Origin of the sequence: Microbacterium paraoxydans, assembly GCF_019056515.1 — a bacterium.
Taxonomy (GTDB): domain Bacteria; phylum Actinomycetota; class Actinomycetes; order Actinomycetales; family Microbacteriaceae; genus Microbacterium.
The window spans coordinates 1,761,847-1,787,610 of the sequence record NZ_CP064873.1 but is presented as its reverse complement, the minus strand read 5'-3'; the positions used below and the strand labels follow the sequence as shown (position 1 = coordinate 1,787,610).

The 25,764-nt window shown below is 71.1% G+C and carries 26 protein-coding genes; 22 read left to right on the top strand and 4 right to left on the bottom strand.

What is annotated here, in order from left to right:
- Positions 1-9 precede the first annotated feature (9 nt).
- The 6 genes from ruvA to IZR02_RS08475 all read left to right on the top strand — a co-directional run bounded on the left by ruvA (position 10) and on the right by IZR02_RS08475 (position 7,215).
- Positions 10-630, top strand: coding sequence for a Holliday junction branch migration protein RuvA (ruvA, locus tag IZR02_RS08500; RefSeq protein WP_025103526.1), 621 nt, complete (start codon positions 10-12; stop codon positions 628-630).
- Complete coding sequence (ruvB, locus tag IZR02_RS08495; RefSeq protein WP_025103525.1) at positions 623-1,648, top strand: Holliday junction branch migration DNA helicase RuvB; 1,026 nt, start codon at positions 623-625, stop codon at positions 1,646-1,648. The genes ruvA and ruvB overlap by 8 nt, the downstream gene beginning before the upstream one ends.
- Before the next feature lie 72 nt (positions 1,649-1,720).
- Complete coding sequence (locus tag IZR02_RS08490) at positions 1,721-2,122, top strand: preprotein translocase subunit YajC (RefSeq protein ID WP_308195758.1); 402 nt, start codon at positions 1,721-1,723, stop codon at positions 2,120-2,122.
- Positions 2,123-2,177: 55 nt separating this feature from the next.
- Complete coding sequence (gene secD, locus IZR02_RS08485; protein WP_025103523.1) at positions 2,178-3,908, top strand: protein translocase subunit SecD; 1,731 nt, start codon at positions 2,178-2,180, stop codon at positions 3,906-3,908.
- On the top strand, positions 3,908-4,897 hold the full coding sequence (gene secF / locus IZR02_RS08480) for a protein translocase subunit SecF (RefSeq protein WP_025103522.1): 990 nt from the start codon (positions 3,908-3,910) through the stop codon (positions 4,895-4,897). Before secD ends, secF begins: the two co-directional genes overlap by 1 nt.
- A 65-nt stretch (positions 4,898-4,962) precedes the next feature.
- On the top strand, positions 4,963-7,215 hold the full coding sequence (locus IZR02_RS08475) for a RelA/SpoT family protein (protein ID WP_025103521.1): 2,253 nt from the start codon (positions 4,963-4,965) through the stop codon (positions 7,213-7,215).
- Here the strand turns inward: IZR02_RS08475 and IZR02_RS08470 are convergent.
- Both IZR02_RS08470 and IZR02_RS08465 read right to left on the bottom strand, forming a co-directional pair.
- A complete protein-coding gene (locus IZR02_RS08470) occupies positions 7,202-7,750 on the bottom strand; it encodes a type IV toxin-antitoxin system AbiEi family antitoxin (RefSeq protein ID WP_025103520.1) in 549 nt (182 codons plus the stop codon). The genes IZR02_RS08475 and IZR02_RS08470 overlap by 14 nt on opposite strands.
- A gap of 59 nt (positions 7,751-7,809) precedes the next feature.
- A complete protein-coding gene (locus IZR02_RS08465) occupies positions 7,810-9,162 on the bottom strand; it encodes a DUF349 domain-containing protein (protein WP_025103519.1) in 1,353 nt (450 codons plus the stop codon).
- Positions 9,163-9,440: 278 nt separating this feature from the next.
- Here IZR02_RS08465 and IZR02_RS08460 point away from each other — a divergent pair, with 278 nt between their 5' ends.
- Together IZR02_RS08460 and IZR02_RS08455 are read left to right on the top strand one after the other, a co-directional pair.
- The gene (locus IZR02_RS08460; protein ID WP_025103518.1) at positions 9,441-11,231 is read left to right on the top strand and encodes an FAD-dependent oxidoreductase; all 1,791 of its coding nucleotides are present in this window, start codon (positions 9,441-9,443) and stop codon (positions 11,229-11,231) included.
- A complete protein-coding gene (locus IZR02_RS08455; protein WP_025103517.1) occupies positions 11,228-11,980 on the top strand; it encodes a winged helix-turn-helix domain-containing protein in 753 nt (250 codons plus the stop codon). The genes IZR02_RS08460 and IZR02_RS08455 overlap by 4 nt, the downstream gene beginning before the upstream one ends.
- Positions 11,981-11,995: 15 nt before the next feature.
- Here the strand turns inward: IZR02_RS08455 and IZR02_RS08450 are convergent, their stop codons facing one another.
- Positions 11,996-12,298, bottom strand: coding sequence for a hypothetical protein (locus tag IZR02_RS08450; protein WP_025103516.1), 303 nt, complete (start codon positions 12,296-12,298; stop codon positions 11,996-11,998).
- 100 nt (positions 12,299-12,398) lie between these two features.
- Between IZR02_RS08450 and IZR02_RS08445 the strand changes: the two genes are divergently transcribed.
- From IZR02_RS08445 to aroQ, 12 genes are all read left to right on the top strand, one after another.
- Positions 12,399-13,763, top strand: coding sequence for a replication-associated recombination protein A (locus IZR02_RS08445; protein ID WP_025103515.1), 1,365 nt, complete (start codon positions 12,399-12,401; stop codon positions 13,761-13,763).
- 181 nt (positions 13,764-13,944) lie between these two features.
- Positions 13,945-14,574, top strand: a complete 630-nt coding sequence (rpsD, locus tag IZR02_RS08440) for a 30S ribosomal protein S4 (protein ID WP_025103514.1) — start codon at positions 13,945-13,947, stop codon at positions 14,572-14,574.
- Between the two features lie 110 nt (positions 14,575-14,684).
- Complete coding sequence (locus IZR02_RS08435; protein ID WP_025103513.1) at positions 14,685-14,873, top strand: hypothetical protein; 189 nt, start codon at positions 14,685-14,687, stop codon at positions 14,871-14,873.
- 55 nt (positions 14,874-14,928) lie between these two features.
- Positions 14,929-17,589 (top strand): alanine--tRNA ligase, encoded by a 2,661-nt coding sequence (gene alaS / locus IZR02_RS08430; RefSeq protein WP_025103512.1) that lies wholly within the window; start codon positions 14,929-14,931, stop codon positions 17,587-17,589.
- Positions 17,586-18,059 (top strand): Holliday junction resolvase RuvX, encoded by a 474-nt coding sequence (gene ruvX, locus IZR02_RS08425; protein WP_025103511.1) that lies wholly within the window; start codon positions 17,586-17,588, stop codon positions 18,057-18,059. Before alaS ends, ruvX begins: the two co-directional genes overlap by 4 nt.
- A gap of 2 nt (positions 18,060-18,061) precedes the next feature.
- The gene (gene mltG, locus IZR02_RS08420) at positions 18,062-19,603 is read left to right on the top strand and encodes an endolytic transglycosylase MltG (protein WP_025103510.1); all 1,542 of its coding nucleotides are present in this window, start codon (positions 18,062-18,064) and stop codon (positions 19,601-19,603) included.
- Between the two features lie 4 nt (positions 19,604-19,607).
- On the top strand, positions 19,608-20,420 hold the full coding sequence (locus IZR02_RS08415; protein ID WP_025103509.1) for a shikimate dehydrogenase: 813 nt from the start codon (positions 19,608-19,610) through the stop codon (positions 20,418-20,420).
- A gap of 57 nt (positions 20,421-20,477) precedes the next feature.
- Positions 20,478-21,707 carry a chorismate synthase gene (gene aroC, locus IZR02_RS08410; protein WP_025103508.1) on the top strand — a complete coding sequence of 410 codons (1,230 nt, stop codon included), beginning with the start codon at positions 20,478-20,480 and terminating at the stop codon, positions 21,705-21,707.
- The gene (locus tag IZR02_RS08405) at positions 21,691-22,209 is read left to right on the top strand and encodes a shikimate kinase (RefSeq protein ID WP_025103507.1); all 519 of its coding nucleotides are present in this window, start codon (positions 21,691-21,693) and stop codon (positions 22,207-22,209) included. The genes aroC and IZR02_RS08405 overlap by 17 nt, the downstream gene beginning before the upstream one ends.
- Complete coding sequence (gene aroB, locus IZR02_RS08400) at positions 22,206-23,294, top strand: 3-dehydroquinate synthase (protein ID WP_025103506.1); 1,089 nt, start codon at positions 22,206-22,208, stop codon at positions 23,292-23,294. The genes IZR02_RS08405 and aroB overlap by 4 nt, the downstream gene beginning before the upstream one ends.
- A complete protein-coding gene (locus tag IZR02_RS08395; protein ID WP_025103505.1) occupies positions 23,291-23,815 on the top strand; it encodes a GNAT family N-acetyltransferase in 525 nt (174 codons plus the stop codon). Before aroB ends, IZR02_RS08395 begins: the two co-directional genes overlap by 4 nt.
- Entirely contained in the window at positions 23,812-24,252 is a 441-nt protein-coding gene (gene aroQ, locus IZR02_RS08390; protein ID WP_025103504.1) for a type II 3-dehydroquinate dehydratase, read from the top strand. Before IZR02_RS08395 ends, aroQ begins: the two co-directional genes overlap by 4 nt.
- Before the next feature lie 10 nt (positions 24,253-24,262).
- Here aroQ and IZR02_RS08385 read toward each other — a convergent pair whose 3' ends face one another.
- On the bottom strand, positions 24,263-24,601 hold the full coding sequence (locus IZR02_RS08385; protein ID WP_025103503.1) for a hypothetical protein: 339 nt from the start codon (positions 24,599-24,601) through the stop codon (positions 24,263-24,265).
- Positions 24,602-24,776: 175 nt separating this feature from the next.
- On the opposite strand from IZR02_RS08385, the gene efp reads away from it, so the two are divergent.
- Both efp and nusB read left to right on the top strand, forming a co-directional pair.
- Positions 24,777-25,337 (top strand): elongation factor P, encoded by a 561-nt coding sequence (gene efp / locus IZR02_RS08380; protein WP_025103502.1) that lies wholly within the window; start codon positions 24,777-24,779, stop codon positions 25,335-25,337.
- 3 nt (positions 25,338-25,340) lie between these two features.
- Positions 25,341-25,751, top strand: a complete 411-nt coding sequence (gene nusB / locus IZR02_RS08375; RefSeq protein WP_025103501.1) for a transcription antitermination factor NusB — start codon at positions 25,341-25,343, stop codon at positions 25,749-25,751.
- The last annotated feature ends 13 nt before the right edge of the window (positions 25,752-25,764 follow it).

The window sequence follows — 25,764 nt, the reverse complement described above, 5'->3', positions numbered from 1 at the left end:
ACTGTCGGAATGATCTCCTCTCTGCACGGCACCGTGCTGCACACGACGCCGGACCAGGTCATCATCGACGTCGGGGGCGTGGGCTTCGCGGTCGCCGTCCCCGCCGATGTCGCCCACACCGCGACGGTGGGGGAGAAGCTCCTCCTGCACACGAGCCTCATCGTGCGGGAGGACTCGCTCTCGCTGTTCGGCTTCGCCGACCGCGGCGAGCTGGAGATCTTCACCCTGCTGCTCAGCGTCACCGGCGTCGGCCCGAAGTCGGCGCTCGGGGTGCTGTCGCACCTCACCGCTGACCAGATCGCGGAGGCCGTGACCGCAGAGGACGATGCGCCGTTCCGCCGGGTCTCCGGCATCGGACCGAAGACCGCGAAGCTCATCGTCGTGCAGCTCGCCGGCAAGGTCCAGGCCGTGGCCGCCCCGTCGGCGCCCGCCGCCTCGGGAGGGGACGATGTCGTCGCCCAGGTGACGGTGGCTCTGGTCGGCCTCGGCTGGTCGGAGAAGGTCGCGGCGGAGGCGGCGACCCAGACGGCGACGGACGCCACGGATGCCGAGCGAGCCTCCGTGGCCCTGCTGCTGCGGCGCACGCTCGCGCTGCTCGGTCCGGCGCAGGCAGGCCAGAGCCGTGGCTGACGCCCTCGATCCGACTGAGCCGACCGACGAGTCCGAGCTCGCCATCGAGGGCGCTCTCCGGCCGTCGAGCCTCGGCGAGTTCGTGGGGCAGCAGAAGGTGCGCGGACAGCTGCAGCTGCTCCTGGAGGCGGCCCGCATCCAGTCCCGTCCTGCGGACCACATCCTGCTCGCGGGGCCCCCGGGACTCGGCAAGACCACGCTGGCGATGATCGTCGCGCACGAGAGCGACCGCCCGCTGCGCATGTCCAGCGGTCCCGCCATCCAGCACGCCGGCGACCTCGCGGCGCTGCTGTCGAGCCTCGTGCCCGGCGAGGTGCTCTTCATCGACGAGATCCATCGCATGGCCCGTTCGGCGGAGGAGATGCTGTACCTCGCGATGGAGGACTACCGGATCGACATCATGGTCGGCAAGGGCGCGGGGGCGACCAGCATCCCGCTGGAGCTCTCCCCGTTCACGCTCGTCGGCGCCACCACGCGTTCCGGGCTGCTGCCCAATCCGCTCCGCGACCGCTTCGGCTTCACCGGTCACCTGGAGTTCTACGACGAGGGCGAGCTCGAGCAGGTCATCGGACGCTCCGCCTCCGTGCTCGGCGTCGACCTCCCGACGGACTCGCTCTCCGAGATCGCGCGACGGTCCCGCGGGACCCCGCGCATCGCCAACCGCCTGCTGCGTCGCGTCCGCGACTACGCGCTCGTCCATGGCGGGGGTGCGGCGACCCTGCGCGGCGTCCAGGCCGCGCTGGACCTCTACGACGTCGACGCGATCGGCCTGGACCGACTGGACCGCGCGGTGCTGGACGCCCTGGTGCGGCGCTTCCGCGGCGGACCGGTCGGCCTCAGCACCCTCGCGGTGGCGGTGGGAGAGGAGCCGGAGACGGTGGAGAGCGTGGTCGAGCCCTATCTCGTGCGGATCGGCTTCCTCGGTCGCACCCCCCGCGGGCGGGTCGCGACGCCGGAGGCGTATGCCCACCTCGGCGTGGCGCACCCGGACGGGATGCTGAAGTTGGATGACCTATAATCGCTGAAGACTTCCCCGATACCGCTGTGCGCCCAAAGGCTGGTGCGTGCACCTGAGAAAGGCGCCATCCCCATGCCCATGGAATTTGTCCTCTTCGGACTCCTCGCCGTCCTGCTGATCTTCATGATCTTCAACACGCGCAAGCGCACCCGGCAGATGAAGGCCGAGCAGGAGGAGAAGGCGACCAAGACGGTTCCCGGCGCCAAGGTCCTGCTGCAGGGCGGCATCTACGGCACCATCGTCGCGTACGACGCCGAAGACCTCGACTCCCCGGCCCTGGTGGAGATCGCGCCCGGCACCGTGATCGAGGTGCACAGCCAGGCGATCCTCCGCATCGTGGAGCCCAAGGACGCCATCGTCGACGCGCCCGTCGACGGCGTGGACGATCACAGCGTCGACGAGACCGCCGCCCCCGCGGTCGAGACGCCCGAGGAGACCCGCGCCCGCCTCGAGCGGGACGCCGACGACAAGTAAGACGAAGGCCGTCGCGGCCTCCCGGATCACCGTCCTTCCAGAAAGCTGAACACACGTGGCTTCATCCTCTCCTGTCCGTCACGCCTGGCGGGTCCTCCTCGGCCTGCTCCTCGTGACGGGCGTGCTCTTCGGCATCAACGCGCTGGGTGTGTACGTCTTCAAGCAGAGCTCGTGGACACCCGAGCTCGCGCTCGACCTGCAGGGCGGCACCCAGATCATCCTGAGTGCCGAGACGGAGGACGGAGCAGCGCCGACGCAGGAGCAGCTCGACCAGGCCGCTGCGATCATCCGCCAGCGCGTCGACGCCTCCGGTGTGGCCGAGGCCGACATCACCACCGAGGGCGGACGCAACATCGTCGTCCAGATCCCCGGTGAGGCGGACGAGCAGACGCGGCAGCGGATCCAGTCCAGCGCCCAGCTCGAGTTCCGTCCGGTGCTCTACACCACGGCCGCGAGCACGGAGTTCGTCGGAGAGGACGGCAACTCCACCCCGTACCCGAGCCCTGACCCCTCGCTGAACGCCGAGCCCACGGCCGAGCCCACCGACGCCAGCGACCTGTCGTGGGTCACGGACAAGCTCGCGGCGGAGTTCCAGGCGTACGACTGCGCCAACCCGTCCAACGACCCGTCCAAGGCGCCGAAGGACGAGCCGGTGATCGCCTGCTCGCCCGACGACACCGCGAAGTTCATCCTCGGCCCGGCGGAACTCGACGGCCGCGCGATCACCGACGCGACGGCGGGACGCGACCCGCGCTCGGGCGCCTGGATCGTGCAGCTCACCATGAACGGCGACGGCGCGGACGCCTTCGGCCAGGTGAGCACCCGGCTCAACCAGAATCGCATCGACGGGCTGTCGCCGCGCGACCAGTTCGCCTTCGTGCTCGACGGCGAGGTCATCAGCGCGCCACGCATGAACGGCGTCATCCTCGACGGCCGCCCCAGCATCTCCGGCAGCTTCACGCAGGAGAGCGCGACGACCCTGGCCGATCAGCTCAAGTTCGGAGCCCTCCCGCTCAGCTTCGAGGTGCAGAGCTCGGACACGATCTCCGCGACCCTCGGCACTCAGCAGCTCCAGATCGGTCTCATCACGGGCCTCATCGGCCTCGCGCTCGTGGCGGTGTACTCGCTGCTGTCGTACCGGGCGCTCGGGACGGTGATCATCGCGTCCATCGCGGTGATGGCGGTGCTGACCTACATCGTCATCTGCATCCTGGCGTGGCGGATCGGCTTCCGCCTGTCGCTCGCCGGCGTCGCGGGCCTGATCGTGTCCATCGGCTTCACCGCCGACTCCTTCATCGTCTACTTCGAGCGCATCCGCGATGAGCTGCGCGACGGCAAGTCGATCACGGGTGCCGTCGAGGACGGCTGGGGTCGGGCGAAGCGGACGATCTACATCTCCAAGTCGATCAACGTCCTGGCCGCGGTGGTGCTGTACATCCTCGCCGACTCGACGGTGAAGGGCTTCGCGTTCACGCTCGGCCTCACCACCGTGATCGACGTGCTGATCTTCGTGATCTTCACCCACCCGGTGATGCAGCTGCTCGCTCGTACGCGGTTCTTCGGCGGCGGGCACAAGCTCTCCGGTCTGGATCCGGAGGCCCTGGGCGCCGTGTACCGGAGCCGCTCGCAATACCGCGAGGTCGCCACGGCGTCCGCGGGGCGCGGGGCGAAGAACGCGCGTTCGCGCGGAGAGGCGGATCGCCGGCAGACCATCGCCGAGCGCAAGCGGGCGGAGGCCCTCGCCGCCGAGAGACAGACCACGGCCGGAAGGGAGGGAGACAACTGATGCCTTCCATGAATGAGTTCGGCAACAACCTCTACACGGGCAAGACCTCCTTCCCGTTCGTGGGGCGCCGCCGCCTCTGGTTCATCATCGCGATCGCCCTGGTCGTCGGCTCCGCGCTCGTTCCGCTGTTCCGTCCGATCCAGTTCTCGATCGAGTTCACCGGCGGCTCGCAGTTCACGGTGACCGCACCGGACACCACGGATCAGGACACCGCGACCGAAGCGGTGCAGTCGGTCGTCCCCGGCGCGGCGACCAAGGTGGTCATCGTCAACGACCAGGACGTCCGCGTGCAGACCGACCAGATGACCGAGGGTGAGACGCAGCAGGTGGCGCGCGCCCTCGCCGACGCCTACGGTGTCGAGCCGGACGCCGTCGCCTCCTCGTTCATCGGCCCGGCCTGGGGCGAGAGCGTGACCCGGCAGTCGCTGTGGGGCCTGGCGATCTTCCTCGCACTGACCTTCCTGATCCTCGCGATCTACTTCCGCACGTGGAAGATGTCGGCGGCCGCGATCATCGGTCTGCTCGACGTGCTCGTGATCACCGTCGGCGTGTACGCCCTCGCCGGATTCGAGATCTCGCCGGCGGCCGTCATCGGCTTCCTGACGATCCTCGCGTACTCCCTGTACGACACCACCGTGGTGTTCGACAAGATCAGGGAGAACACGACGGAGGACGGGGAGAAGACGTCGCGACTGTTCGGGGAATCGGTCAACCTCGCGGTGAACCAGACCCTCATCCGCTCGATCAACACGTCCGTGGTGGCCGCGCTGCCAGTCGGTGCGATCCTCTTCATCGGCGCCTTCTGGCTCGGGGCGGAGACGCTGACCGACATCTCGCTGTCGATCTTCGTGGGCATCCTCGTGGCGACGTACTCGACGCTCTTCGTGGCCGCGCCGCTGTACTCGCTCTTCCGCGAGAACGAGCCGCAGATCAAGGAGCGCGACGCGCGTATCCGCGCGGCACGGAGCAAAGCGGCTGTCGACGCCTGACGCCCCCGCCGCGGGGCCGACCCCCGCTCAGCGCGCGTAGGATTGTCTGATTCGGAGGTGAGTGGATGGCGGAGCCGCAGACGGCATCGCAGGGTTCGAGTCTGCGACGGCTGGTGCCCCGCATCTTCTCGCGTGCGTCCCGGATCAACGATCTCGACAACCTGATCCGCACCGTCAGGGCGAACCACCCCAAGGGCGACTTCGCGGTCATCTCCCGCGCCTATGCCGTGGCGAAGGAGAAGCACGAGGGACAGAAGCGGCAGAGCGGCGAGCCGTACATCACGCATCCGCTCGCCGTCGCCCAGATCCTCGCGGAGCTCGGGCTCGGCCCGCGGGCGATCGCGGCCGCCCTGCTGCACGACACCGTCGAGGACACGGGCTACGCGCTCACCGATCTCACCGCCGAGTTCGGCGACGAGGTCGCGATGCTCGTGGACGGCGTGACCAAGCTCGACAAGGTCAAGTACGGCGAGAGCGCACAGGCCGAGACCGTGCGCAAGATGATCGTCGCGATGTCGAAGGACATCCGCGTGCTGCTCATCAAGCTCGCCGACCGGCTGCACAACGCCCGCACCTGGGGCTTCGTCCCGCCGGAGAAGGCGGCGAAGAAGGCCAAGGAGACGCTCGAGATCTACGCGCCGCTGGCCAATCGCCTCGGTATCCAGGCGATCAAGTCGGAGCTCGAAGACCTCTCCTTCGCCGTCCTCCACCCGAAGATCTACAACGAGATCCACAGCCTCATCGCCCAGCGCACCCCGCAGCGGGAGAAGTACCTGAGCCAGGTCATCGAGGAGATCGACGAGGACCTCCGCGACCTGCGCATCCGCGGCAAGGTCGTCGGCCGGCCCAAGCAGCTGTACTCGGTGTACCAGAAGATGGTCATCCGCGGCCGCGAGTTCGACGACATCTACGACCTGATCGGCATCCGGGTCCTCGTGTCCTCCGTGCGCGACTGCTACGCCGTGCTCGGCGCCATCCACGCCCGCTGGACGCCGCTGCCCGGCCGGTTCAAGGACTACATCGCCACCCCGAAGTTCAACCTCTACCAGTCGCTGCACACGACCGTGATCGGCCCGGCCGGACGGACGGTCGAGATCCAGATCCGCACGCACGAGATGCATCACCAGGCGGAGTACGGCGTCGCCGCGCACTGGATGTACAAGGAGCGGATGAACGGCGGCGGCAAGGCCGAGGTCCGCGCCTCCGACACCGACATGGCGTGGCTGGCGCACATCTCCGATTGGCAGGCCGAGACCGCGGACCCCGGGGAGTTCCTCGACTCCCTGCGGTTCGAGATCGGCGCCAAGGAGGTCTACGTCTTCACGCCGAAGGGGCGGGTGATCGGCCTCCCGGCCGGCGCCACCCCGGTCGACTTCGCCTATGCCGTGCACACCGAGATCGGGCACCGCACCATGGGCGCCAAGGTCAACGGACGCCTGGTGCCGCTGGAGTCGGAGCTGAAGAGCGGCGACGTCGTCGAGGTCTTCACCTCGAAGAACCCGGACGCGGGGCCCAGCCAGGATTGGCTCGGCTTCGTCAAGAGCACGCGAGCCAGGAACAAGATCCGCGGCTGGTTCACGAAGGAGCGCCGCGAGGAGGCCATCGAGCAGGGCAAGGAGGCGATCGCGCGCGCGATGCGCCGACAGAACCTGCCGCTGCAGCGTCTGATGAGCCAGGACTCGTTCACCGAGGTCGCCCACCAGATGCACTACGAGGACGTCTCGGGTCTCTACGCCGCCGTCGGCGAGGGGCACGTCTCGACGCAGTCGGTGCTCGAGAAGGTCACCGCGCTCGTCGCCACCGACGAGCCCACCACCGGGGCGATCGACCTGCCGGGAAGCGTCCAGACCCGAGAGACCCGGGGTGGCGACTCGGGCGTGCTCGTGCGCGGCGCGAACGACATCCTGGTGAAGCTGGCGAAGTGCTGCACGCCCGTCCCCGGCGACCCCATCGTCGGGTTCGTCACCCGGGGGAGCGGCGTCTCCGTGCACCGGGCGGACTGCGTGAACGTGAAGGCCCTCAGCGGCGAGCAGGACCGCTTCGTCGAGGTCTCCTGGGCGCCGACGAAGAAGAGCGTCTTCCGGGTGCAGATCCAGGTCGAGGCCCTCGATCGTTCCGGCCTCCTCTCGGACGTCACGCGGGTTCTCAGCGAGCATCACGTGAACATCCTCTCGGCGACCGTGTCGACGACCGACGAGCGCCTGGCGCTGAGCCGCTTCGTGTTCGAGATGGGCGACGCCGTGCACCTGGACCGCGTCCTGAACGCGGTGCGCCGGATCGACGCGGTCTACGACGTGTACCGCGTCACCTCCTCCTGACCAGCCGCTCCAGTGCGGCGAGGCCGCTGACGCTGCCCGGAACGCGCGACCGGGTCCGCAGGCTGCCGATGGCGTCGTCGAGCGCTTCCGGGTGGGCCTGAGCGAGCGCCTGCATCCACGGGAGGACCCGCGGGTCCCGGTGCAGACTCGTGGCCAGGTCGCACATCGTCCGGACGGGCGTGGAGACGGCGATCCCCCCGAGCAGCTGCACGTCCGTCCGAGGAAGCCTGGTGTCGTGGAAGACGACTCTGGCGTGCACGCGCGGACGCACCCGCCGCTCGACGCAGCGCCGCGCGTGATGGACGGCCGGCGGCTCGTCGCGGGCGCCGTGGATCCAGGCGGCACTGGGCCCGCAGGCGGCGGCGCCCTCCTGGATGAGCGTGGCGATGCTGCTCGCCCGCACGTCGGCGGACTCCGGCAGGTCCGCGGGGATGTAGGCGTCGCCGATCTCGACGACATGACCGTCCAGGCGGGCGGCGCAGAGTTCCGGCCGGCTGAGGCGCGAACCGGGGAGATAGAGCAGAGCGGGGTGCATGACGCCAGTGTGGCGTCGCGCACCCCGCTCAGACGGAGATGGCCGGACCTGTGGAGAGCTCAGCCGCCGAGGGCGTTGAGCCAGGCGCGACGGGCCTCGAGGGCGTCCGCGGCCTCCTTGGCGGCCTTGCTGTCACCGGCCTTCTCGGCGGCGGCCAGTTCGGCCTCCAGCTTCTCAATGGCTTCGTGCAGCTGCGAGCTCATGTCGTTCGCTCGCGCCTTGGTCTCCGGGTTGTTCTTCTTCCAGTCGACGTCCTCGCGGGCCTTGAGCGCCTGCTCGATGACGCGGAGCTTGTCGTCGAGCGCACGCTCCTTGTCGCGCGGGAAGATGCGGCCGACCTCGTCCCACTCCCGCTGGATGCGCGTGAGCAGGGCGCGGGCGCGCTTGATGTTCGGCTCGTCGGCGACCGCCTTGGCCTGCTCGAGCAGCGCCTGCCGGGCCTCGATCTTGGGAGCGGAGTCGGCCTCCTCGGCGGCGGCCTGCTCGGCGCGGGCGGCGTAGAGGGCGTCGCCGGCGGCCTTGAACCGTGCCCACAGGGCGTCGTCGGCCTTGCGTCCGGCGCGTCCGGCCGTCTTCCACTCGTCGAGGAGGGAGCGGTAGGCGGGGATGCCGTCGACGCCGCGCGGCGCCAACGCCTCGGCCCGCTCGACCAGTCGGGACTTCGCGTCGCGCGCGGCCTTGTGCGCATCGTCGAGCTCGGAGTAGAACGCCCGGCGGTGCTTGTCGACGACGGCCCTGGCGTCGCGGAACCGCTTCCAGAGCTGCTGCGAAACGCCCTTGGACAGGCGCGGACCGTTCTGCTGCTGGGCCTGCCAGGCCTCGAACAGCTCGTTGAGCTCGGCGGTGACCTGCTTCCACTGCACCTTGCTCAGGTCGCGGGCGGCGATGGCCTCGGCACGCTCGACGAGGGCGGTGCGCTCGGCGACCGCCTGCTCGACGAGCTCCTTCGCCTGCTGTGCCTCCTGGGCCGTGGCCTCGGACAGCGACGCGGTCAGCGCGGTGAGACGATCGCGGAGACCGGCGAGGTCGCCGACGGCCGCGGCGTCCGTGGCTTCGTCGATGAGGTGCGCGGCCTGCTTCGACAGGTCGCTCGCGGAGGCGCCGCCGGCCTGGTGGCGCTGCTCCAGGGCGACGACCTTGAAGGCGATGTCGTCGTACTTGCGGACGAAGTAGGCCAGGGCCTCGTCGGGGGTGCCGTCCGGGTACTGACCGACGACGCGCCAGGACTCACCCTCGCGCACCTCGACGGTGCCGTCTTCGGAGACACGGCCCCATTCGCCGGCGGACGAGACCGGAGTCGGCTTCGCGGCGGCCGGGGCGACGGCGGCCGGAGTCGGCGTCTTCCGCGGCATCGGCACGGCGGGCGGGGTGGGAACGGGCGGGGTCGGCTTCGCGGGCTCGTTGGCAGACACGGTGATTCTCCTTGCGCGGTCACGCCGCGGGAGGCGGAAAGGACGAGGCTCAGCCTAGTACGCCCTCTCTGATCCGCGAGACCCCGTCTTCCCGCCGAGACCCCGCGATTCGTGCGCGAACGAGGCGGGGTCTCGGCGACGAGGCGGGGTCTCGCGGGGAGGGACGTTACCGTTTCGTGAGCAGAACGTTCGATGCAGGACACACTGCGCGTCATCTGCGGGTAACACGGCGCTCCTATCGTCGCGACCACGACAGTCCCCAGGTCGACAGGAGTTCCATGGACGACAACGCAGCGCGCACAGCGGAGATCGTCGTCGTGGGGGCGGGGGCGGCGGCGCACCGCTTCGTCGCACGGATGCTGGAGGACCCGGACCGTGCCGTGCGGATCACGGTGTTCGGAGACGAGGGGCGCCTGCCCTACGACCGCTCCGTCGTGGCGCGCATCGTCGGAGGCACTCCGGCGTCGGCGGGCGAGCTCGATCGCGCGCCGTTCCGTGACGACCGCGTCCGCCTCATCGACGACGACCGGGTCCTGCGGATCGACAGGGGAGGGCACCGCGTGCGGACGCGGTCGCACCGGTGGTACGACTACGACGCGCTCGTCCTCGCGACCGGCACCCATGCCCAGCGGCTCGACGTGCCGGGGATCCGTGCCCGTGGCTCGTTCGTCCTGCGCGCGATGGAGGACGCGCACATGCTGCGTGCGTTCCTCGCCGTCCGTGCGACGGAGATGCCGCGGGCGCTGCGCGCGGTCGTCGTCGGCGGCGACGAGGGCGGAGTGGACGCCGCATGCGCGCTGCACGACGCCGGGGTGCAGACGACGATCGTGGACACCGCGGACCGCCTGCTGCCCGCACAGCTCACGGTTCCCGGGGCGAGCGCACTCCGCGGGATCGTCGAGGCGCGCGGTATCGCGGTCCGGACGCGGACGCGGGTGACCCGCGTCGACCCCGACGCGACGGGCGCGGTGACGGCCGTGGAGTTCCAGGACGGCACGTTCGCACGGACCGACCTCATCCTGACGACGGGTGCGCGGGCACGGGATGAGCTGGCACGGAACGCCGGGCTCCCCACGCGGCCGGGCGGCGGTGTCCTCGTGGACGCGGACGGGCGGACGTCCGACCCGCGCGTCCTCGCGATCGGCGACGTCGCCGCGGACCCGGCATCCGGCGGCACGGAGGCGGCCCTGGCGTCCGCGGATCGAGCGGCGGCCGCCCTGCTCGGCGCTCGGATCGCGAGCCCCGCGGGACACGGATGGCGCGGGAGTCCCGGCGGTATCGAGGTCGTGACCCTGCGTCTCCCGGACGGTGACGGGCCGACCGTCGACATCCCTCTTCCGAGCGGGGGAGACCGCGTGTTCGGGGAGGTCGTGCTCTCCGAGGATGCCCGCGTGGTGCATCGCGTGACGGTCATCGGCGCGTCGGCGGATGCCTCTCTCGCCGGTCTCGCGCCCGGGTCGCTCGACGGTCAGAGGGCGGCGCGGGCGCTCCTGGCCGCCGCCGTGGCCGCGGACGGTGCGGAGGCCTGCGCACATGGGCTGCGGTGCTCGCCGCTGGAGGTGTTGGCAGCGGAGCTCGCGGACCGCGGGATCCGAACCGTCGCGGAGGCTCTGAACGGTGCGGTCGAGAGCCGCGGCTGCGGCCCCTGCCTCCGCCGTCTCGCGCTCGCGCTGCAGGGGCGCGCCGAGGTGAACGTCGGCGTACGGCCCGGCGACCGCGGAAGCCTTCGCTCCGAGGTGCGTCTCCGCGGGACGACGGCCGCTCCCGTCCTGGAGGTGCGCGTCGGCGACGAGTCCGACGGGACGCTGCTCCTCGTCGTGGGTCATCTCGCGGCACGACGCGAGGCGACGGTACGGGTCGATCGAGGGCTCCTCGCCGTCAGTGGGCTCCGGGCGGAGGACATACCGGATGCACTCGCGGACCTGCGGAGCGCCGGCGCCGTCGTTCCGGAGACCCTGATCGGCGGGGCGGACCTCGCGCGGCCCGGAGGCCCGATCGGCGTCGTCCGGCACCCGCCGCGGACACGGCGACGCGCCGGTACTGCGAGGTCGGCGGAGGGCTCCGCATGAGTGCGCCCCCGCGTCCTGCTCCGGCGCTCGTCGGCTGCCGCGTCGTGGTGGTCGAGGTGCCGCGGCCGGTGCGCCCGGAGCCGGTCGACGTCGACACGCTTCTGCGGATCCTCGCTGCGACCGGCTCGGATGTCGTCCGGATCACCTCGCCCCGGACGGACCACGCGATCCCGGCCGGCACCAAGCGGACGCTGTACCGGATCGCGTCCGGTCAGGTGGACGCGGTGCTGTTCCCCGTGGCGGAGGCCCTACCCGGGTGGCTCGCCACCGTGGAACGACTGGGCATGCTCGACGCCATCCGCGAACGCTCACGTGCGTCCCGCCTGCTGCTCGCCACGACCGACGCCGCCGCGACCGCGCGATTGGCGGAGAGCGGCCTGCCCGCATCGACGTCGTGCGGGCCCACCGCGGACGACCTCGCCCGGAGCGCTCTCGCCCCGCTCACGTACGGGGTCCTCGAGCGACGGACGGCGGTGGGGCGCCTGGCGGTGCGCAGCGGAGGCGCGCTGATCGACGGAGGCTTCGTCCCGCTCTCCCGCGGCGCGGTCAGCATCCTCGAGGCCCTGTTCATCGCCGACGGGCGCGTGCTCACCAGGGCGGAGATCGGCCAGGTGCTGCCCGGCGGTCGACGCAGCGCCCGTGCGGTCGAGGTGGCGGTGGCGCGGCTGCGGGACGCCCTCGGCGACGGGGACCTCGTGCAGACCGTGGTCAAGCGCGGGTACCGGCTCGCCGTCCTCGACGAGGACTGACGACGCCGGAGAGCCTCACTCCGTCGGCGTCTCGGAAGCCGTCGGCACCGGGCTGGGCGCATCGCTCGGGGTCGGGGAGGGAGCGATCGACGAGGTCGGCGACGGCGTGGGCGTCGGTTCCGGAGCGGTCACCTGCGCATGCACGACCTGGCTGACGATCGCGCCCACGACGATGAGGGCGCCGACCGTGATCGCGATGGCGTTGTCGCGGGTGCGTCGGCGGATCTGATCCTGGTGCCAGCGGGTGCGGGCGGTGTGCAGCCGAGCGCGCTCCGCCTCGGTGCGTGTCTGCGCCTTCTTGGAACCGCGTGCGGCCATGCCCTGTCTCTCCCGTCCGACGCCGGTCCACGACGTCGCCTGAGAGCCTACCGGGGGCCCGGCCTCGCCTCGTGTCCCCGGCCGCCGTTAGCCTGGAGGAATGTCCTCTCCCTCCGCCCTGCTCTCCGGGCAGACACCGCTCGCCGTGCGCATGCGCCCGGTGTCGCTGGACGAGGTCGCGGGGCAGCGCCACCTGCTGCGGGCCGGGTCGCCCATCGTGGCTCTCGCCGACCCGGAGGCCAGCTCGCCCGGCGCGGTGTCGATCATCCTCTGGGGGCCGCCGGGCACCGGCAAGACCACGCTCGCGCAGGCCATCGCCCGCTCGTCCGGCCGCCGGTTCGTCGAGCTCTCGGCCATCACCGCCGGCGTCAAGGACGTCCGGGAGGTCATGCAGGAGGCGATCACCCAGCGCGACCTCTACGGGCAGACGACGATCCTCTTCCTCGATGAGATCCACCGCTTCACCAAGGCCCAGCAGGACGCGCTGCTGCCCGGCGTGGAGAACGGGTGGGTCATCCTCATCGCCGCGACCACGGAGAACCCCTCGTTCTCGGTGATCTCGCCGCTGCTGTCCCGGTCGTTGCTGCTCACGCTGCAGCCGCTCACCGATGACGACATCGGGGTGCTCGTGGACCGCGCGGTGTCGGATGCCCGCGGACTCTCCGGTACGGTCGCGCTCAGCGATGAGGCGCGGTCGGCGCTCATCCGCCTCGCGTCGGGGGACGCCCGTCGTGCCCTCACCGGACTGGAGGCCGCCGCTGCCGTGGCGCTGTCGCACGCCGCCGCCTCCGAGGCCGACGACGACGGCGAAGACCGGGAGACGGTCGTCCCGGAGGTCACCGCCGACGACGTGGCACAGGCCGTCGACAAGGCTCTGCTCCGTTACGACCGCCAGGGCGACGAGCACTACGACGTCATCAGCGCCTTCATCAAGTCGATCCGCGGTTCCGACCCGGACGCCGCGCTGCACTACCTCGCCCGCATGATCGAGGCAGGGGAGGACCCGAGGTTCATCGCCCGTCGGCTCGTCATCTCCGCCTCCGAAGACGTGGGGCTCGCCGACCCCCAGGCCCTCGGCATCGCGGTGGCTGCGGCCGACGCGGTGGCCTTCATCGGGATGCCGGAGGGGCGCATCCCGCTCGCCGAGGCCACCGTGTATCTGGCGACGACCGCGAAGTCGAACGCGGCCTACGTCGGCATCGACGCCGCCATCGCCGACATCCGCGCGGGGGGATTCGGGCGCGTGCCCCTTCACCTCCGCGACGCGCACTACCCCGGGGCGAAGCGCCTCGGGCACGGCCGCGGCTATCGCTACGCGCACGACAGCGAGTTCGGGATCGTGCCGCAGCAGTACCTGCCGGACGAGCTCGACGGGCGGCACTACTACGAGCCGAAGAACCTCGGCGCGGAGCGCGACATCAGCGCACGGCTGGAGCGCATCCGGCGCATCCTCGGCGACCGGTGAGCCGACGACCTCGGGCGTCTGTCGCCGTCTGTTAGACTTGAGCGGCTCGAAACCGAGTTTTCGGGCATCTCCTCGTTCACACCCCACCTCGACGGCACCCCGGCGTGCGCCCCGAGGCAGAACGCGGTGATACGTCCGTCGGACGTGAAATCCACGTCCACGTCATCGGAAGGATAACTTCGTGGTCACGAAGTCCCAGGACCGCCGCAAGGTGCGTCTCAGCCGCGCCCTCGGCGTGGCCCTCACCCCCAAGGCCGCCCGCTACCTCGAGAAGCGTCCCTACGCTCCGGGTGAGCACGGCCGTACCAAGCGCAAGGCCGACAGCGACTACGCCGTCCGTCTGCGTGAGAAGCAGCGTCTGCGCGAGCAGTACGGCATCCGCGAGAAGCAGCTGCGTATCGCGTTCAACGAGGCCCGTCGTCAGGACGGCCTGACCGGTGAGAACCTCGTCGAGCTCCTCGAGATGCGTCTCGACGCCCTCGTCCTGCGTTCGGGCTTCGCCCGCACCACGGCACAGGCGCGCCAGCTCGTCGTGCACCGTCACATCCTCGTCGACGGCCAGCTCGTCGACCGCCCGTCGTTCCGCGTGAAGCCGGGTCAGCTCATCCACGTCAAGCCCAAGAGCGAGGGCCTCGAGCCCTTCCAGGTGGCGGCCGCCGGCGGTCACGCCGAGGTCCTGCCGGCCGTTCCGGGTTACCTCGAGGTCGAGCTCGACAAGCTCCAGGCCCGTCTGGTCCGTCGTCCGAAGCGCGCCGAGGTCCCCGTGACCTGTGAAGTGCAGCTCGTCGTCGAGTACTACGCGGCCCGCTGATCCAGCGGAAGAGCATCAGGCAGGAGGCGTCGGGGTTCCCGACGCCTCCTGTCGTTTCCGCCTACGATGGAGAGACCGCGCCTTCGCGGCTCTAGGGCAAGGATGACGACATGAAGAATGTGCTGTGGTTCCTGATCGGCGTGATCGGCGGCTTCGTCGCGGCTCACTTCATGAACAAGGACCCGCGGGGCCACGACATCCTGGCCGACGTCGACGCCCGCCTCAACGGCCTCGCCGCGATCCTCAGCGACGCGTATCGCGCGCAGGAGGCTCGGTTGACCGAGCCGGGCGAGAACTGACCCCCCGCATCTGCGCCTCGGCGCGCCACCTCACGCAAGGACATCCGGCACTCCTATGAAAACTGCGGAAATCGCGCAGCGCTACCTCTCCTACTTCGAGAAGAACGACCACCTCATCGTCCCCTCGGCATCCCTGGTCAGCGACGACCCCTCGCTGCTGTTCACGGTCGCCGGCATGGTCCCGATGATCCCGTACCTCACGGGCGTGGTCCCGGCGCCGCATCCGCGCATCGCCGACCTGCAGAAGTGCATCCGGACCAACGACATCGAGGAGGTCGGGCGCACCGCGCGTCACGGCACGTTCTTCCAGATGCTCGGCAACTGGTCGTTCGGCGACTACTTCAAAGAAGGCGCGATCCGCTACGCCTGGGAGCTGCTCACGAGCTCGGAGGCCGACGGCGGCCTCGGCTTCGACGAGAAGGATCTCTGGGTCACCGTCTACGAGACCGACGACGAGGCCGAGGCGATCTGGCGCGACATCATCGGACTCAAGCCGGAGCGCATCCAGCGCCTCGGCCGCGCGGACAACTACTGGAACACCGGGCAGCCCGGTCCCGGTGGCCCTGACTCCGAGATCTTCTTCGACCGCGGCCCGGCCTACGGCAAGGACGGCGGCCCGGCTGTCGACGACTCGCGGTTCCTGGAGATCTGGAACCTCGTGTTCATGCAGGACTTCATCGAGAACATCCGCGGCAAGACCGAGTTCGACATCGTCGGCGAACTGCCGATGAAGAACATCGACACCGGCATGGGACTGGAGCGCGTCGCGTTCCTCAAGCAGGGCGTCGAGAACATGTACGAGACCGACCAGGTGCGTCCGGTGCTCGACCGCGCCGTCGAGCTCTCCGGCCGCCGCTATGGTGCGGTCCACGAGGATGACGTCCGCTTCCGGGTGATCGCGGATCACGTGCGCTCCTCGCTCATGCTCCTCTCCGATGGCGTGCGTCCGTCGAACGAGGGCCGCGGCTACATCCTGCGGCGCCTCATGCGCCGGACCGTGCGCGCCATGCGGCTCCTCGGTGTCGACGACCCCGCGTTCCCCGAGCTGTTCGCCGCCTCCCGCGACGCGATGAAGTCGGCGTACCCGGAGCTGGAGCGGGACTGGTCCGTGCTCTCCTCGGCGGCCTTCGCCGAGGAGGAGACCTTCCGGCGCACCCTGGCGCAGGGATCGACCATCCTCGACCTCGCGCTCGACGAGACGAAGAAGGGCGGCGGGAAGACCCTCAGCGGTTCCGAGGCGTTCCTGCTGCACGACACCTACGGCTTCCCGATCGACCTCACCCTGGAGGTCGCCGAAGAGGCCGGGCTGGATGTGGACCGCGCCGCGTTCGACTCCCTCATGCAGGAGCAGCGTCAGCGCGCGAAGGACGACGCCCGCAACCGCAAGCGCCAGCTCGCGGATGTCTCGGTGTACCGCGACCTGCGCGCGCTGGGCGAGACGGGCTTCGACGGCTACACGGCCCTCGAGGTGGAGTCGCGTGTGCTCGGCCTGCTCGTCGACGGCGCGCCGGTGCGCAGCGCCGCCGAGGGCCAGATCGCCGAGGTGGTGCTCGCCGAGACGACGCTGTACGCCGAGTCCGGCGGCCAGGTCGCCGACAAGGGCACCATCGTGGGCCCGGGCTACGAGCTCGAGGTGCTCGACGTGCAGCGTCCGGTCCCCGGGCTGATCAGCCACACGGTCGAGGTCTCCCGCGGCACGGTCGCGGTCGACGACATCGCGACGACGATCGTCGACGCCGCCAACCGCCGCGCCGCCCGCCAGGCGCATTCCGCCACCCACCTCGTGCACGCCGCCCTCCGCGACACGCTCGGTCCGACGGCCACGCAGTCCGGGTCGCTCAACCGCGCCGGGTACATGCGATTCGACTTCGCCTGGTCGCAGGCGCTGTCGACGGACACCCGCACGGAGATCGAGGAGATCACGAACCGCGCCGTGCAGGACGCCCTCGAGGTGACCACCCGCATCGTGACGCTCGACGAGGCCAAGGAAGCCGGCGCCATGGCGCTCTTCGGCGAGAAGTACGGCGACGTCGTGCGGATGGTCGACATCGGCGGCCCGTGGTCGCGCGAGCTCTGCGCCGGCACGCACGTGTCGACCAGCGCGGAGATCGGCCTGGTCAGCGTGGTGGGGGAGTCGTCGGTCGGCGCTTCCAACCGCCGGATCGAGGCTCTCGTCGGCGCGGATGCGTTCCGTGAGCTCGCGGCGGAGCGGGCTCTCGTGTCGCAGCTCACCGCCTCCCTGAAGACCCCGCGCGAGCAGCTCCCTGAGCGGATCGCCGATCTCGCCGCAAGCCTCAAGGCCGCGGAGAAGCGCATCGCGCAGTTCGAGGCGAAGGAGCGGGCGGGGCGCATTCCCGCCATCGCCGAGGCCGCGACGCGCGTCGGAGACTTCCGCGTGGCGGCGCAGACGCTGGGCGATGTGGCCTCCGCGGACGATGTCCGCGAGCTCGTCAACGGCGTGCGCGACCGGCTGGGTTCCGATCCCGCGGTCGTCGCGCTCGGTGCGGTCGTCAACGGTCGCCCCGTCGTCGTCGTCGCCACGAACGAGGCTGCGCGCAGTGCCGGTGCGAAGGCGGGTGCGCTCGCGAAGCGCGCCGCCGGTGTGCTCGGCGGAGGCGGCGGTGGGCGTGACGACGTCGCCCAGGGCGGCGGCACCGACGCGGCGGCGCTGCCCGCCGCGCTCGAGGCCGTCTCCCAGGAGCTGCGCCGCGCGTGAGCGGTTATCGCCGCGGGGTCCGGCTCGGCATCGACGTCGGCCGGGCCCGCGTGGGCGTGGCCCGGTCCGATCCGGACGGCATGCTGGCCGTCCCCGTCGAGACCGTGCCCCGCGACGAGCGCTCGCTCTCGCGCATCGCGGAGCTGGCTGCGGAGTACGAGCCGCTGGAGATCGTCGTCGGGCTGCCCGTGAACATGCAGGGTGCCGACACGCCGTCGACGGTGGATGCGCGCGAGTTCGCGGCGGCTCTCCAGGCGCGGAGCGGTGTGCCGGTACGCCTCGTCGACGAGCGTCTGAGCACCGTCTCCGCGCATGCGGCGTTGCGGAGTTCTGGGCGATCACAGAAGAACTCTCGTAGCATTGTGGATCAGGTCGCCGCCGTGGTGCTGCTGCAGCAGGCGATCGACACGGAGAAGAGCACCGGAAACCCGGCCGGTGCCCCGGTCCCCGTTGACGAGGAGCCCGCCTGAACATGTCCGAACGCGAGAGCCGTGCGCCCGAGCACGAGCAGAGCACCCGGTTGGGGGATCTGTTCGAGAACCTCCCCGCTCCGTCCCCGCAGGTCCCGACCGCCGGAGACGACACGCCGGCGCCCGGATCCCGCCGTGCGGCCAGGGAGGCCGCGGCGCGCGAGCAGGAGGCCCCGCCCGCTCCGGACCCCGGTGTCGCACCCGCTGCCGATGTGCCCGCCCGTCCGGTCTCGGCGTCGGCGGCGACCACTGCGGAGACACGGGCGAACGACCAGCGGCCGGCCGTGCCCGGCGCGGATGCCGAACCGGTCGCGACACGCGCGATGCCCGTCGCCGCGACGAGCGCGGATGAGACCCCCGCTCCGGGGCCGCGCCGGTCGACCGGCACCGAAGACCCCGCACCGGCGCTGGGCGGCGGGCTCGACGAGATCTTCGCCGCCCAGGACGACGGCCGCGATCACGGCGCGCCGACCAAGAAGAAGCGCCGCAAGGGCTGCCTCGTCGCCCTGATCATCGTCCTGGTGATCCTCGGCGGCATCGCCGCCGGCGGAGTCTGGGTCGCCAACACCTTCGGCGACCGCATCGCCGACGCCATGGGGTGGGGGGAGCCGAAGGACTGGGAGCCCGGTCAGGCGACCGGTGAGGTATACGTCACGATCAAGCAGGGCGACACGGGCGGCCCCGTGTCGACGGCGCTGTACGAAGCCGGCGTTACGAAGACCGAGGACGTCTTCTACGACTACCTCATCGACGAGAACATCGCGGTGACCTTCTATCCCGGCGTCTACCGCCTGCAGAAGAAGATGACGGCGGAGGATGCCCTCGCCGCGCTCCGCAACGAGGAGAACAAGCTCGAGAACACCGTCTCCATGCCGGAGGGCGGGACGATCGAATCGGCCCTGCCGTCCATGGCGGAGACTCTCGGGATGCCGCTGGCCGACCTCGAGGCAGCCGTCGCCGATCCGTCCGCGTACGGGGTGGAGGCGCAGAGCCTGGAGGGGTGGCTGTTCCCCGCGGTGTACACGTTCGACCCCGAGGTCACCGCGACGCAGGTCATCCAGCGCATGGTCGACCGGACGCGCGAATCGCTCGCCGCCGCCGGCGTCCCGGACGAGGACGCGCAGCGGATCCTCACGATCGCCTCGATCATCCAGCGCGAAGGCCGCACGGACGACTTCGCCAAGGTGTCCCGCGTGATCCAGAACCGCCTCGACGACGACATGCTGCTCCAGATGGACTCGACGGCGCAGTACGGGTATGGCTCCCTGCACGAGGGCGTGGTCTCGAGCTCGGCCGAGGCTCTGGAAGACCCCAACGAGTGGAACACCTACGTGAACAAGGGGCTTCCGGCCACGCCGATCGCGAGCCCGAACGATGCCGCGATCGATGCCGCGATGCACCCCGCGGACGGGCCGTGGATCTACTTCGTCACCGTCAACCTCGAGACCGGCGAGACGCAGTTCTCGGAGACCCTCGCGGAGCACGAGCGGGGCGTGGAGAAGTGGCGGGACTGGTGCCGCGCGAACCCCGACGCCGGTTGCTGACGCGGTGAACCGGAGACGGCTGGCGGTCTGGGGCGACCCGATCGGGCACTCACGGTCGCCGGAGCTGCACGCTGCGGCCTACGCGGTGCTCGGACTGGACTGGGAATACGGGCGCCGTCAGGTCGGCGCGGAGGGTTTCACGGACGCGGTCGAGGCGCTCGACGACACCTGGCGCGGCCTGTCCCTGACGATGCCGCTCAAGGAGGAGGCGTACCGATACGCCGCCACCCGAGACGCCCACGCGGAGCTGACCGGCGCGGTCAACACGCTCCTGCTCTCGGAGACCCCGGCCGGATTCAACACCGACGTCGGCGGGATCGTCGATGCGCTCGGGGACGCCGGCATCCGCGAGATCGGGACGGCGCGGATCCTGGGCGCCGGAGCCACGGCGGCCTCGGCCCTCGTCGCTCTCGCCGACCTGGGGGCGACACGGGTCGAGGTCGCCGCCCGTCGGCCGGAGCGCGCCGCGGGGCTCGTCGGGATCGGGGAGCGACGCGGCGTCGTGGTCACCCCGCGACCGCTCGACGAGGTGGAGGGCGCCGTCGACCTCACGGTGGCGACCCTGCCCTCCGGCACCGTGCTTCCGCCGGAGAGTGCCGCCCGACTGGCCCAGGGCGGCGGCACGCTGTTCGACGCCGCCTACGCGCCCTGGCCGTCCGCCCTGGCGGCGGCATGGGGTCCGGCGCCGGTGGTCTCCGGGCTCGGGATGCTGCTGCATCAGGCGGTCCGGCAGATCCGGATCTTCCTGCACGGCGACCCGGTCTCGCCGCTGCCGGACGAGGAGGCCGTCCTCGCCGCGATGCGTGCCACCCTCTGAGCGCCGCCCGACGAAACGCGGCACGGCGCGGGGGAAACGCATGGGAGACTAGAGCACATGCTCCGCGTGCTCACGGCCGGCGAATCGCACGGCCCAGAACTCATCGCCGTCATGGAGGGTCTGCCCTCCGGCGTCCCGGTGTCGTCCGAGGCCATCCAGGCCGACCTCGCCCGCCGCAAGCTCGGCTATGGACGCGGCTCCCGGATGAAGTTCGAACAGGACGAGCTCACGATCTCCGGTGGCGTCCGGCACGGGAAGACGCTGGGCAGTCCCATCGCCCTGCGCATCGGCAACACCGAGTGGCCGAAGTGGATCGAGGTCATGAACCCGGAGCCGGTGGAGCTCACCGACCGCTCTCGCGGACGTGGCGCCCCGCTGACCCGGCCCCGTCCGGGCCACGCCGACCTCGTGGGCATGCAGAAGTACGACTTCGACGAGGCCCGTCCGATCCTCGAGCGCGCGAGCGCCCGGGAGACCGCCGCCCGCGTGGCGCTCGGTGCCGTCGCCCGCTCCTTCCTCGGCGAGCTCGGCATCCGACTCGTCAGCCACACGCTCTCCATCGGGCCGGTGCGCGTGCCGGATGGCGCGGCGCTGCCGACACCGGACGACGTGGACGCCCTGGACGCCGACCCGCTGCGGTGCTTCGACCCCGCGACCTCGGCGCTCATGGTCGCGGAGGTGGACGACGCCAAGAAGGACGGCGACACCCTCGGCGGCATCGTCGAGGTCCTCGCGTACGGCCTGCCGCCGGGGCTCGGCTCCCACGTGCACTGGGATCGCCGCCTGGACGCCCGGCTGGCCCAGGCGCTCATGAGCATCCAGGCCATCAAGGGCGTGGAGGTCGGCGACGGCTTCGAGACCACGCGCCGCCGCGGCTCCGCCGCCCACGACGAGCTCTTCGCCACCGCCGACGGCATCGCCCGCGGCACCGATCGTGCCGGTGGCACCGAGGGCGGCATGTCGACCGGAACCGTGCTGCGCGTCCGCGCCGGCATGAAGCCAATCGCGACCGTGCCTCATGCGCTGCGCACGATCGACGTGGCGACCGGTGACGAGGCGACCGCGCACCACCAGCGTTCCGACGTCTGTGCCGTGCCCGCGGCGGGGGTCGTCGCCGAGGCCATGGTCGCGATCGAGCTGGCGCGCGCCGTGCTGGAGAAGTTCGGCGGCGACAGCATCCGCGAGACGCGCCGCAACCTGGAGGGGTACCTCGACGGCATCCCGGCGGAGCTGCGCACGGCCCCCGCGTCCGAGGCGGCGCTCATCGCGCATGACGAACGAGGCTGAGCCCCTGACGCTGGTCCTCGTCGGACCGATGGCGGCCGGCAAGACCAGCGTCGGGCGACGGGTCGCGCGGCGGCTGGGCGTCGCCTTCGTCGACACCGACAAGCGCATCGTCGCCGCGCACGGCCCGATCCCCGAGATCTTCGCCACGCATGGCGAGGCCCACTTCCGGGACCTGGAGCGCGCGGCGGTCCGGGAGGCCCTCGCCGAGGGCGGCGTGATCTCCCTCGGCGGCGGCGCCGTCACGGATCCGGAGACGCGCGCGCTGTTGCGCGCCCACCCCGTGGTCTTCCTCACCGTGAGCGAGGCCGCCGTCGCCGACCGCCTGCGCGGCGGGACGCGCCCGCTGCTGGCGGGCGAGGACCCGGTCGAGAAGTGGAAGCGCATCTTCGCCGAACGGCGAGGATGGTACGACGAGGTGGCGTCGACCACGTTCGACACCTCGCGGCGTCCGATGCAGCGCATCGCGGACGAGATCGTGGCATGGAGGAGAGAACAGCGATGAGCACGACGACCATCAGCGTCACCGGGAACGACGCCTACGACATCACGATCGGACGGGGGATCCTCGACCAGGTGTCCGCGGCTCTCGCGCCGGGCGTCCGCAAGATCCTCGTCGTGCACCCGCCGACCCTCGCGGCCCGCGCCGCCGAGCTCCGCGACCGGCTCCTCGCCGACACCGCGGACGGCCCGCGCGAGGTGCTGCTCGCCGAGATCCCGGATGCCGAGCAGGGCAAGCGCATCGAGGTCGCCGCCTTCTGCTGGCAGGTCATGGGCCAGGCCGACTTCACCCGGACGGACGCCGTCGTCGGCTACGGCGGGGGAGCGGTGACCGACCTCGCCGGCTTCGTCGCGGCGACGTGGCTGCGCGGCATCCAGATCGTCCAGGTGCCCACCACCGTCCTCGGCCTCGTGGACGCCGCCGTGGGCGGCAAGACGGGCGTCAACACCGCGGAGGGCAAGAACCTCGTCGGCGCCTTCTGGGCCCCGCGCGCCGTCGTCGGCGACCTCGACGAACTGGGCAGCCTGAGCCCCAACGAGGCCACCGCCGGCTTCGCGGAGGTCGTCAAGGCCGGTTTCATCTGGGCCCCGGAGATCCTCGACATCGTCGAGGCCGATCCGGCGCGCGCGGTCGACACCACGACGGACGAGTTCCGCCGGGCCGTGGAGCTCGCGATCGACATGAAGGCGCAGGTCGTCTCGGATGACTTCCGCGAGGCCGGGCAGCGGGAGATCCTGAACTACGGCCACACGCTCGGCCACGCGATCGAGCACGCCGAGCGGTACCGCTGGCGGCACGGGGCGGCCATCTCGATCGGCATGCTGTACGCCGCGGAGCTGTCCCGGCTCGCGGGGCGGCTGTCGGACGCCGCCGCGGAGCGCCACCGCACGATCCTCGAGTCGCTCGGCCTGCCGACGTCGTACCGGGCCGGTGCCTGGCCGCAGCTGCTCGCGACGATGCAGCGCGACAAGAAGAGCCGCGGCGGCATGCTCCGCTTCATCCTGTTGGACGACATCGCCAAGCCCACCGTGCTCCAGGCGCCGGATGAGTCGCTGCTCTTCGCCGCCTACCAGGAGATCGGCGCATGAGCATCGCCGTCCGGCGCATCACACCGGAGGACTGGCGGGAGGTCAAGGCGCTGCGGCTGCAGGCCCTCGCCGACCCGGCCGCACCGATGGCCTTCCTCGACACCGTCGAGCACGCCGCCGCACAGCCCGACCGCTTCTGGCAGGAGCGTGCCGCGAATGCCGCGGGCGACGCCGCCGCGGCGCAGTTCGTCGCGATCGCCGACGACGGCGCCTGGACCGGGACCGTGACCGTGCTTCCGCATCGCGAGCAGCACGAGGCGGGGCTGGTCGTCGGGGTCTACGTGGTGGACACGCATCGCGGTGCGGGCGTCATCGATGCGCTCCTCGACGCCGCGGCGGCCTGGGCCCGCGATCGCGGCCTCCGCGCGCTCGTACTCGAGGTGCACGTCGACAACGAGCGCGCGCAGGCGGTCTACCGTCGGCACGGGTTCGTCCGGACCGGGGAGATCGAGACGGCCAACTTCGGGCGGGAATGGGTCATGCGCCGCGAGCTGGTCGACACCGGGAGCGTGCCCGCATGAGCGCCCCGCGTCGGCTGCTGCTCGTCAACGGCCCCAACCTCAACCTCCTCGGCACCCGCGAACCCGAGGTGTACGGCACGGCGACCCTCGCCGACGTCGAGCGGATCACCGCCGAGGCCGCCGCCGCGCTCGGGTTCGAGGTGCGGGCGCTGCAGAGCAACCACGAGGGCGTGCTCATCGACGCGATCCACGACGCGCGGGCGGACTGCGCGGGCATCGTCATCAACCCGGGCGGCCTCACCCATACCTCCGTCGCCCTGCGCGACGCACTCACCGGCATCGCCCTGCCGTTCGCCGAGGTGCACATCTCCGACGTCTACGCCCGCGAGGAGTTCCGTCACCACTCGTACCTGCACGACGTCGCCGCGGTCCGTGTCATCGGACGCGGCGTGGAGGGCTACGCCGACGCGGTGCGGGACCTCGTCGCGCAGCTCTGAGCGCGCGGGATCAGGGCAGGCCGACGAGCAGCACGCACACCGTGATGCCCACGAGCGTCACCAGGGCCATGGCGACGAAGCAGGCGGCCAGCGCACGGAGCCGCGGCCGCACGCTCGACACCGCGAGGCGGATGACGACCATCGCGACCAGGCCCATGACCAGGATGATCGCGGTCACCAGGCCGACGGTTCCCGCCGCGCCGCCGCTGCGGACGATCCCGATCAGGGGCACGAGGCTGACCGCCGTGAAGATCGTGGCGACGATGAGCCAGACCGCCCCGGACGACGTCCGCAGCGCCGGCTGATTCGCCATCCTGGTCGGGTCCCGGTCGCGATCGTCTTCGCTCATGTCGATTCCTCCTGTCCTCGTCCACGCTGCCCGGGGCCACGGGCATCGTCACGGGGCTTCCGGTCTCGCGGAGGAGCGTCTATCGTGCCCCGCGACGGCCTGCGCCGGGCATCCCGTAGAATCGACTGTCGGCCGACCCCGGCCCCCACGGACTCAGGAACGGAACTCCTCGCACATGGCATCCACCGCAGACATCAAGAACGGCGTCGTCCTCAGCATCGACGGGCAGCTCTGGAGCGTCATCGAGTTCCAGCACGTCAAGCCCGGCAAGGGCGGCGCCTTCGTCCGCACGAAGCTGAAGAACGTCGTCTCGGGCAAGACCGTGGACCGCACGTACAACGCCGGGGCGAAGATCGACATCGAGAACGTCGACCGCCGGGACTATACCTACCTCTACACCGACGGTGACGGGTTCGTGTTCATGGACCAGACCGACTTCGACCAGATCACGCTGCCGGCGGCCACGGTCGGCGACGCGAAGAACTTCCTGCTCGAGAACCAGCAGGTCACCATCGCCCTCAACAACGGCAACCCTCTCTACATCGACCTCCCGGCCTCGGTCATCCTCGAGGTGACCTACACCGAGCCCGGTCTGCAGGGCGACCGCTCGTCCGCCGGCACCAAGCCCGCGACGCTCGAGACCGGCTACGAGATCCAGGTCCCGCTGTTCCTGGAGACCGGCACGAAGGTCAAGGTCGACACCCGCACGGGCGAGTACCTCGGCCGCGAGAAGTAAGGCGTGAGCGCCCGCACGAAGGCGCGCAAGCGCGCGCTCGACATCCTGTTCTCGGCCGACGTCCGCGGCGACGAGGTCGCGGTGGCCCTCGCCGCCGAGGCGAAGCGCGCGGCGAACGAGCCCGCACGTGAGGCGTCGTGGCTGTACGCCCGCGAGATCGTCGACGGCATCATCGACCAGCGCGACGAGATCGACGAGCAGATCACGACCCACAGCCGCGACTGGAAGCTCGAGCGGATGCCCGCCGTCGACCGCGCCCTGCTGCGCATCGGCGCGTGGGAGATCCTCTACAACGACGACGTGCCGACCGCGGTCGCGATCGACGAGGCGGTGGAGCTCGCGAAGGAGTTCTCCACCGACGAGTCGGGCGCGTTCGTGCACGGCGTGCTCGCCCGCGTCGCCCGCTCGGCCTGAGCGCCGCAGCAGC